A 7,935-nucleotide genomic window follows, 5' to 3' on the forward strand; every position below is an offset into this window, starting at 1 on the left:
ACCCCGCCCTCAGCGGGATCACCTGCACCGGGCAGCCGGGTGGGCTGGCGGCGCTGGCCACCGGCTGCGCGCTGATCCGCGCGGGCCGGGCCGAGGCCTGCCTGATCGGCGGGCTGGAGGCGGTGGATGTGGCGATGCTTGACTGGCTCGACACCCACCGCCAGCTGAAGGCCGAAGATGTGCCCTGCGGCCTGATCCCCGGCGAGGCGGCGGGCTTTGTCCTGCTGGCCAGCGCGGGGTTCCTGCACCGGCATGGCCTGCCGGGCGCGGTGCAGGTGCTGGCCGGGGCCACTGCCGCCGAGCCCTCGCCCTGGTATGCAGGCCAGCCCGCCACGGGCGCCGGTCTGTCTCAGGTTCTGGGCGGGCTTCTGACGCCCGAGGCCCCCCATGCCAAAGATCTGCGCGCCGATGTGACCTTCATCGACCATAATGGCCAGAACTGGCGCGCCGAGGAATGGCTGACCGCCTGGCTGCGCCACGCCCCCCGGCTGGCCGATCCGCTGGACCTGCGCCATCCCGCCGATGGCTGGGGCGACATCGGCGCGGCGACGGGTGTGCTGCTGACCGCCCTTGCCAGCGCCGAGCTGTGCCATCCCTGGGCCAGCCCCGGACATAAGGCGGAGGGTCAGACCGCGCTGCTGGCCTGTGCCGCCCAGTTTGGCCCCGAACGCGCGGGATTGCTGCTGCACCGCCCGCCCCCGCCCGAACCCCGCCCCTCAGCCCACCCGACAGACCACCCGGCAGACCACCCGACAGGAGAAGCCGCATGATCCCCACCACCCGCGTCAATGGCCTCACCGTCGTCCACAAGAACAGCGATGGCGTGATCGTCTCCGGCCCGCCCGATGTCTGCAAGACCCCCACCCCCGGCGGCCCGGTGCCCATCCCTTACGTCAACGTCGCTTTCTCGAAACATCTGGTGAAGGGCACGCCCACGGTGCAGGTCGATGGCGAGCCGATCGCGGTCAAGACCTCGGAATTCGCCACCTCCACCGGCGACGAACCCGGCACGGCGGGCGGTGGCGTGGTGTCGGGCACCATCAAGGGCAAGGCGAAATTCGTGAATTACAGCTTTGACACCTTCGCCGAGGGCAAGAACATCGCCCGCCTCAGCGACCCGATGTCGATGAACAGCAATGCCCCCAATACCGGCGGCCCGGCCGAGGGGCAGGGCAATATCCCCGGTCTGGGCGAGCTGGAGGATATTCTGTGCAAGATCTTTTGCTGGTGCGATGCGGGCAATGATGGCGGCGGCTTTGTGAAGCCGGTGCCGGTCGGCCAGATGATCGCCTGAGGGAGGGGCCATGACCTCGAAAGAAGACTGTTTCAAGGATGCGGCAGAAGCCTATCAGGATGCCACCGGCAAGGATCTGGGGCTGGAATTCCAGCGCCCCTGGCGCCTCTTGGAAAACGGCACCTGGGAGCGGACCTCGAACTGGTGGTCGGCGCTGAATTCCTTTCTGCGCGGCAATGCCGAACAGATCCGCCGCCCCGATCTCACCATCGGCGGCAAGAAGGTGTTCGACCTGAAATTCACCCGCTCGGATGGCACGGTGGACACATGGGGCACCCGCCCCGGCGCCGGCAATGGCCAGACCCAGAAGCATGATTACAACGAGATCAACAAGCAAAACAGCCCCGACCTGAAGAATGACGACCCCAAGCTGGACCCCGAGACCTGCAACTGCAAAGGCCGGGGGGCCAAGTCGGTGGAGGTGCCGGTGACGGTGCCGGGCCTCAGCCCCTATGGCATGCCCTTCATCATGCCGATGCCCGCGCCGGGGGTGGGAGTGCCCGCCCTGCCGCCGCTGCCCGCCTTTCCCGGCTTTGGCCCGATGCCTGTGCCGCTGCCCTCCTCGCGCGCTTACAAGGAGGCGATCGGCGACGAGGCCGATCTGGGCGCCGACCGCCTGCTGGCCCTGAAGGTGCGGCGCTTCCGCTGGCGCCATGGCGGGCCTGAGGATCTGGGCCTGATTGCCGAGGAAGTGCGCGAGACCCTGCCGGAACTGTATCACGAGGGCGAGGGCCTCACCGGGCTGCGCGCCGCCGACCTTCCCTTCTACCTGCTGCAACTGGTTCAGGCGCAACAGGCGCAGATCGCGGCGCTGACCGCCCGGCTGGAGGCGCTGGAAGGAGGCCGGGATGACTGACCGCGACACCCTCGCCGCGCTGGCTCTGGAGGTGGAGGGCCATGCCCTGCTCGCCCCCTGTCTGGAGGTCTGCCTCTATGCCCGCCACGCCCCGCCCGAGGCCCTGCGCGATTTTGCAACGCAGGCCCACGTTGCGCTGGCGCCTTGGCTCACCCGTCACATGACCGGCCAGATGACGCGCCCCGGCCCGCTCGACACCAAGGCCGAAGCGAAATTCGCCGCCCTGTTCGACCGCCCGCGCCCCGGCGCGCAATACTGGTTCCTGCTGCGCGGCGGCTCTGAGGGCACCAGCGCCGCCGAGCTGGAAATCACCTTTCACCCCGCCGTGCCGCCACCCGACACGCCCGAGGCCATCGCCGCCGCCATCGCGGAAAACCGCGCCAAATACGAGGAGCGCGGCGCGATCTTCACCCCCCATGTCAGCGTGCTGCGCGCCAGCTTTCCGCTGGATCATCCGCTGGCCGCCGATCCGGCGGCGCTGCGGCGCTGGCTGGCCGGGCTGGCCTTGCCGCGGGAGGCGGGTTTTCTGGGCGGGTATGCGGGCTATGCGCTGAACTACGACCACGCCGTCAGCCCGCGCCCGTGGCAACAGGCGATGCAGGGCGGGCTGGGCGCCGCGCTGGCCCGCCATCCGGGGCTGGGCTATGATCACACCGGCGCCGTGCTGCGCAAGCTGTTGAAATACTGGCCGGGCCATGCCGGGTTTCTGCCGCGCATCAAGCGTGCCCATTGGCTGACCCTCGTGCCCGATCTCACCCTGCGCGAGCTGTGCGGCGGGGCCGAGACCGTCGCCGCCGCGCTGGAGGCGGTGCCGGGTGTGCGGATGGCCCCGCTGGGCACCGCTATGCAGATCGAGGCCGGGCCGGTGCCGCTGATCGGCGATGTGACGCGCGGCGACCGCTTGCCCGGCTGGCGCGCGGTGGCGCGGGCGCTGGCCCCGGCCCGCCTGCCCGAAATGCCGGGCCTTGGCGCCACCTTTGACGATGATGCCGCACAGGCCTGGCTGGAAGCCTTGGAGCGGCCCGATGATTGACCATCCCCGCCCCTCCGATCATGTCACCCTGCGGCTGGACCCCGGCCAGGCCGTCCACACTCTGTGGATCGAGGCCGAGGGGCCGGGCCTCAGCCTGTTTGCCGCCAATGCCGCGCCCGGCGCCGACCCCGACGAGGTGACGCCCGACCCGCTGGACTGGCTGGCCGGGATGATCGCCGATGGCTGGTTCGGCGCCCCGCCCTCTGGCCCGCCCTCTGGCCCGCCCGCGCTGATCCTGCACCAGACGCACTTCGACGCCACAGGCCCGCGCCAGATCTGGCAGGTGACGGCGCAGAACCTCGCGCCCGGCCTCTGGCGCATCCTTGCCAATCTGCTGGTCGCGCGCGGCCTGACCCGGCTTTCGCTGCGCAGCGAAGATGCAGCATCCGACTGCGACCTGAGCGCCCTGCCCTATCCGCCGCCGCCCCGCGCCACCCTGTTCACGCTGGATCACCAGACCCCCGATCTGGCCGAGCGCGAGCGCTGGCTGGAGCTGGAACTGGCCGCCCCGCCCGATGAGGCCAGCCTTGCACGGCTTTATGCCATCATGGATCGCTGGGTGCGCCTGCTGGCGCTGGGCGCCTATCCGCGCGCGCGCCACAGCCCGCGCGATGCGGGTATCCTGCCCGATCTGGCGGTGCTGACCGCGCCCACCTTGCTGTTTCAGGGCATCGAGATCGCCTTTGCCTGCGACGAGGCGGCCTTCGTGCCGCTGATCACCTGCTTTCACACCGGCGAGGGGCGCGATCTGGGCGTCACCCGCATGACCATCCGCTAGGAGGTTCCGATGCCGCAGCCGAAACCTGCACCCCTGTCCGAGGCCCCCCGAATTGAGGGCGTGGTGGTGGGCCATATCCTGTCGCTGCAAGACGATGGGCCGCTGGTCAGCCATCCGCTCAGCCCCACCCCCGTGCTGGCCCGCAGCCTGTCCGCGCCCGACACGCTGGTGGCGGGCGATGCCGTGGCGCTGATGTTCGAGGCGGGCGACCCCGCGCGCCCGATCGTGATGGGACGCATGGCGGCGCTGCCGGGTCTGGGCGATCTGACCATCAGCAGCGATGCCGAGCAGACGGTGATCAGCCACCCCCGCAAGCTGGTTCTGCGCTGCGGCAAGGCCTCGGTCAGTCTGGATGCCGAGGGGCGGGTGCAGCTGCGCGGCGAATATCTCCTCAGCCTGGCGCGCGGCGTGAACCGCATCGCGGGCGGCGCGGTGAAGGTGAACTGAGATGCAGGCGGCGGCGATCCCCCTCTCGACCCCGGCGGCGGCTCCGGCGGTGATCCCGCTTCTGGTGCAGCAACATGCCGATGAGGCCGCCATCGCCACTCTGCGCCGCGCCGCCCTATGGCAGGCCGAGGGTGCCACCATGGCCGATCTGCGCGCCCTTGATCTGCAATTGGAGGCGCATCTGCACGGGCTGCGCCATGCCGGGGCGACCGGCTGGCGCACGGCGCTGGCGCAGGCCGAGGAGGCGCCCGAGGCGCTGACCGCGCTGGCCTTTCTGGCCTGCGCCGAGGATTTGCAACCCCGCTTGGCCGCGCTGGCGGCGCGGATCGCGCCAGAGGGCGCCGAGGCGGCGGCGGCAGGGTTTTGCTGGCATGGGCCGGGCTATGCGGCGGGCTTGCTCCCATGGCTCAGCGGGGCCGGGCCGGTCTGGGCGCCGGTGATTGCGGCCTTGCGGCAGATGCTGGGCCAACACGCGCCGCCGTCGGACCCGGTGCTGGCGGCGGCTCTGGCCCGCCCGATGGCCGATTGGGCCACGGCCCCCGCCGATCCGGCGGCGGGCTGGGCAGGGGCGGGCTGGGCGGGGGCGGCGGCGCAGGTGCCCGCTTTGGCTGCGCTGCTGGATGACCCGGCGCAGGCCCCCACTGCCGCCGAGGCGCTGCGCCGCATTCTGGGCCAGCCGCCCGAGGCCCTGCTGCCGCTGCCCGACCGCGCGCCGCTGCCCGATCCCTATGGCGCCGCGCCGCCGCCCGCGCCCGCGCCCCTGTCGCACCGGCTGGCGGCGTGGTGGCAGGCGCATCCCGGCTGGCCGCCCGGCTCCCGCCTGGTGCTGGGCGGCCCCGCCACCCCGGCCCGGCTGCGGCGCAAGGCCGCCACCGGCCTCCTGCGCGATTACCCCTGGCTGTGCGCGCTGGCCCGCCACGACCATGGGGCCACCGATCTGGCGCCGCCCGCCGCGCCCTTTCCGATGATCTCCAAAGGCTTCTCCCCTCCTGCAACGCAAGGTGACCCATCATGAATGCGATTCTGAAACAGGCCTCGCGCATGGGGCGACTGTCCACCGTGCTGGGGCCGGATGTGCTGGTGCTGCAACGGTTTGAAGGCATCGACGCGCTGAATGCGCTGTTTGAATACCATGTCGATTGCCTCGCCGCCGATCCCGCCATCGAGTTTGACGCGCTGATCGGCACCCATGCCACCGTCACCCTGCTGGGGACGGATGGCACCGAACACCCGTTCGATGGCCTCGTGGCCGAGGCGCGCTGGCTTGGCCCCGGCGAGAACGGCCACCGCTACCGGCTGACGCTGAAACCCTGGTTCCATCTGGCCACCCTGCGCCGCAACCAGCGGATTTTCCACGACAAGACCGTGGTGCAGATCCTGCAAGAGGTGCTGGCCGATCACGCGGGCGGCGGGCAGGCCGACCTCAAGCTGGCGGGCGATTACCCGGTGCTGGAATATACCGTGCAATATCGCGAAACCGATTTCGCCTTTTGCTGCCGGATGATGGAGCGCTTTGGCATCTCCTATCACTTCACCCATCAGGAGGGGGCGCATCTGATGGTGCTGACCGATGCCGCCGAGGCGCATGGCAGCATCGGCCCCCGGCCCTTCCACCCCGCGCAAGGCGCGCATCTGGAGGATGTGGAGCATTTCAGCGACTGGCGCCCGGCGCGGCGGCTGACCACCGGCAGCATCCGGCTGACCGATTACAATTTCAAGACCCCGATGGCCGCGATGGAGGCCGCGCGGACCGGCGATGCCGCCTATGCGCAGGGCCAGATCGAAAGCTATGATTATCCGGGCGATTACCTGGATCAGGGGCAGGGCCGCGGCGTGGCCCGCAAGCGGCTGGAAGGCGCGCGCGGGCAGGATCACCGCTATGCGGCGGCGGGCGACATCGCGGCGCTCACCGCGGGCAAGCGCGTCACGCTGGAGGGCGATTTCGTGCCCGGCCATGGCGAGGATTTCCTCTGCCTCTCGGCGCGGCACAGCTATGTGTCAGACAGTTACGGCACCGGCGCGCAGGCCAGCGATGGCCGCGCCTATAGCGGCACCTATCTGCTGATGCCCGCCAAGGCGCCGCTGATGCCCGAGCTGAAAACTCCACCTGCGCTGGTTCTGGGGCCGCAAACCGCCATGGTGGTGGGCGCGGGCGAGATCGACTGCGACGAACACGGGCGCATTCTCGTGCGCTTTCACTGGGATCTGGCGGGAGCGCAATCCATGCGCTGCCGGGTCAGTCAGGCCTGGGCCGGAAATGGCTGGGGCAGCATGGTGATTCCGCGCATCGGCATGGAGGTGGTGGTGGAGTTTCTGGAAGGCGACCCCGACAAGCCGCTTGTCACCGGCTGCGTCTATAACGGCCAGAACCGCCCGCCCTATGACCTGCCCGCCAACAAGACCCGCACCACCTTCAAATCCGATACCCATCAGGGGCGCGGCCATAACGAGCTGCGCTTCGAGGACAAGGCCGGGGCCGAGGAAATCCATATCCATGCCCAGTATGACCGCAACGAAACCACGCTGCACGACCATAGCGAGCAGATCGTGAACAACTGGAGCCAGACCGTCGGCAATTGCAAATCCATCACCGTGGGCGTGAACCATGATGAGACCATCGGGGCGCAATTCTCGCAAACCGTGGGGGCCAGCAAGACGGTCAGTGTCGGCGTCTCGCACAGCGAAACCATCGGCGCGATGATGACGCTGAGCGTCGGCGCCGCCCTGACAGAGACCATCGGCGCCGTCAGCAGCCGCACCGTGGGCGGGGCGCATATGCTGACCGTGGGCGGCCCCATCGCGGTGACCACCGGCGCCTCGATGACGACCAGCGTGGCGCAGAATGCCTCCGAGACCATCGGCAAGATCCTCGCCATCGAGGTGGGCGACGCCTTCATCCTGCAAGTCGGCGCCGCCAAGCTGGAGATGAAGAAAGACGGCTCGATCAAGCTGAGCGGCAAGCAGATCGACGTGAAGGGCAGCGCGGGCGTGAAGGTGAAAGGCCCGAAGATCGAGCATAACTGAGCCGCCGCACGCGCAGGCCCGCCGCAAACGAAAAGGCCCGGCACAGCCGGGCCTTTGCTTCCTCTGGCGGAAGGATCAGCCCTGCGGCTGGCCGGTCAATTGCGCCTCGCGCGCGGCGTCGGCGCTGGCCAGTTCCGCTTGCTTGGCAGCGGCCTCAGCCGCCTCTTTCGCGGCCTTGCGGCGCAGGATTTCATCTTCCATCCCCGCGCTGTAGGGGATCAGATAGCCATCCTCATTATCCAGCCACTTGCCTTCCAGCCGCTCCGATTCCTCGCGGGTCCGCACCCGCACCTTGGTGCCCAGACTCACCCGGCCATACAGGTCGATGGCATCCTGGTTGAACAGCCGGATACAGCCCGCCGAGGTGGCCTTGCCGATCGAGGCATTCTCGCGCGTGCCATGGATGCGGAAATAGGTGTCACGCCCGCCGCGATACAGATACAGCGCCCGCGCGCCCAGCGGGTTGATCAACCCGCCCGGCAGGCCGCCCGCATATTCGGCAT

Annotated in this window: 9 protein-coding genes; 8 read left to right on the top strand and 1 reads right to left on the bottom strand. The window is 69.6% G+C overall.

Annotated features, from left to right (window positions below):
• The 8 genes from JNN06_RS06150 to tssI all read left to right on the top strand — a co-directional run.
• The coding region (locus JNN06_RS06150; RefSeq protein WP_291238714.1) for a hypothetical protein at positions 1-770 on the top strand (770 nt) is incomplete at its 5' end.
• A complete protein-coding gene (locus JNN06_RS06155) occupies positions 767-1,294 on the top strand; it encodes a DUF4150 domain-containing protein (RefSeq protein ID WP_291238715.1) in 528 nt (175 codons plus the stop codon). The genes JNN06_RS06150 and JNN06_RS06155, both read left to right, overlap by 4 nt.
• Before the next feature lie 10 nt (positions 1,295-1,304).
• Positions 1,305-2,150: a tail fiber domain-containing protein gene (locus JNN06_RS06160; protein WP_291238716.1), complete on the top strand. Its 846-nt coding sequence runs from the start codon at positions 1,305-1,307 to the stop codon at positions 2,148-2,150.
• Positions 2,143-3,183: a type VI immunity family protein gene (locus JNN06_RS06165; RefSeq protein ID WP_291238717.1), complete on the top strand. Its 1,041-nt coding sequence runs from the start codon at positions 2,143-2,145 to the stop codon at positions 3,181-3,183. Before JNN06_RS06160 ends, JNN06_RS06165 begins: the two co-directional genes overlap by 8 nt.
• On the top strand, positions 3,176-3,961 hold the full coding sequence (locus tag JNN06_RS06170; protein ID WP_291238718.1) for a hypothetical protein: 786 nt from the start codon (positions 3,176-3,178) through the stop codon (positions 3,959-3,961). The genes JNN06_RS06165 and JNN06_RS06170 overlap by 8 nt, the downstream gene beginning before the upstream one ends.
• Before the next feature lie 9 nt (positions 3,962-3,970).
• Positions 3,971-4,408: a DUF6484 domain-containing protein gene (locus tag JNN06_RS06175; RefSeq protein ID WP_291238719.1), complete on the top strand. Its 438-nt coding sequence runs from the start codon at positions 3,971-3,973 to the stop codon at positions 4,406-4,408.
• A 1-nt stretch (position 4,409) separates the two neighbouring features.
• Complete coding sequence (locus JNN06_RS06180) at positions 4,410-5,423, top strand: hypothetical protein (protein WP_291238720.1); 1,014 nt, start codon at positions 4,410-4,412, stop codon at positions 5,421-5,423.
• A complete protein-coding gene (tssI, locus tag JNN06_RS06185) occupies positions 5,420-7,432 on the top strand; it encodes a type VI secretion system tip protein TssI/VgrG (RefSeq protein WP_291238721.1) in 2,013 nt (670 codons plus the stop codon). Before JNN06_RS06180 ends, tssI begins: the two co-directional genes overlap by 4 nt.
• A gap of 75 nt (positions 7,433-7,507) precedes the next feature.
• Here tssI and JNN06_RS06190 read toward each other — a convergent pair.
• On the bottom strand, positions 7,508-7,935 hold a 428-nt coding region (locus tag JNN06_RS06190; RefSeq protein ID WP_291238722.1), incomplete at its 5' end, for a L,D-transpeptidase.

It is taken from the genome of Gemmobacter sp. (genome assembly GCF_016792925.1).
Taxonomy (GTDB): domain Bacteria; phylum Pseudomonadota; class Alphaproteobacteria; order Rhodobacterales; family Rhodobacteraceae; genus Gemmobacter.

Excerpts from the sequence above, each read along its gene's own strand:
- JNN06_RS06175 (WP_291238719.1), top strand. The coding sequence starts at position 3,971 with ATGCCGCAGCCGAAACCTGCACCCCTGTCCGAGGCCCCCCGAATTGAG.
- tssI (WP_291238721.1), top strand. The coding sequence starts at position 5,420 with ATGAATGCGATTCTGAAACAGGCCTCGCGCATGGGGCGACTGTCCACC.
- JNN06_RS06160 (WP_291238716.1), top strand. The coding sequence starts at position 1,305 with ATGACCTCGAAAGAAGACTGTTTCAAGGATGCGGCAGAAGCCTATCAG.
- JNN06_RS06170 (WP_291238718.1), top strand. The coding sequence starts at position 3,176 with ATGATTGACCATCCCCGCCCCTCCGATCATGTCACCCTGCGGCTGGAC.
- JNN06_RS06165 (WP_291238717.1), top strand. The coding sequence starts at position 2,143 with ATGACTGACCGCGACACCCTCGCCGCGCTGGCTCTGGAGGTGGAGGGC.
- JNN06_RS06155 (WP_291238715.1), top strand. The coding sequence starts at position 767 with ATGATCCCCACCACCCGCGTCAATGGCCTCACCGTCGTCCACAAGAAC.
- JNN06_RS06180 (WP_291238720.1), top strand. The coding sequence starts at position 4,410 with ATGCAGGCGGCGGCGATCCCCCTCTCGACCCCGGCGGCGGCTCCGGCG.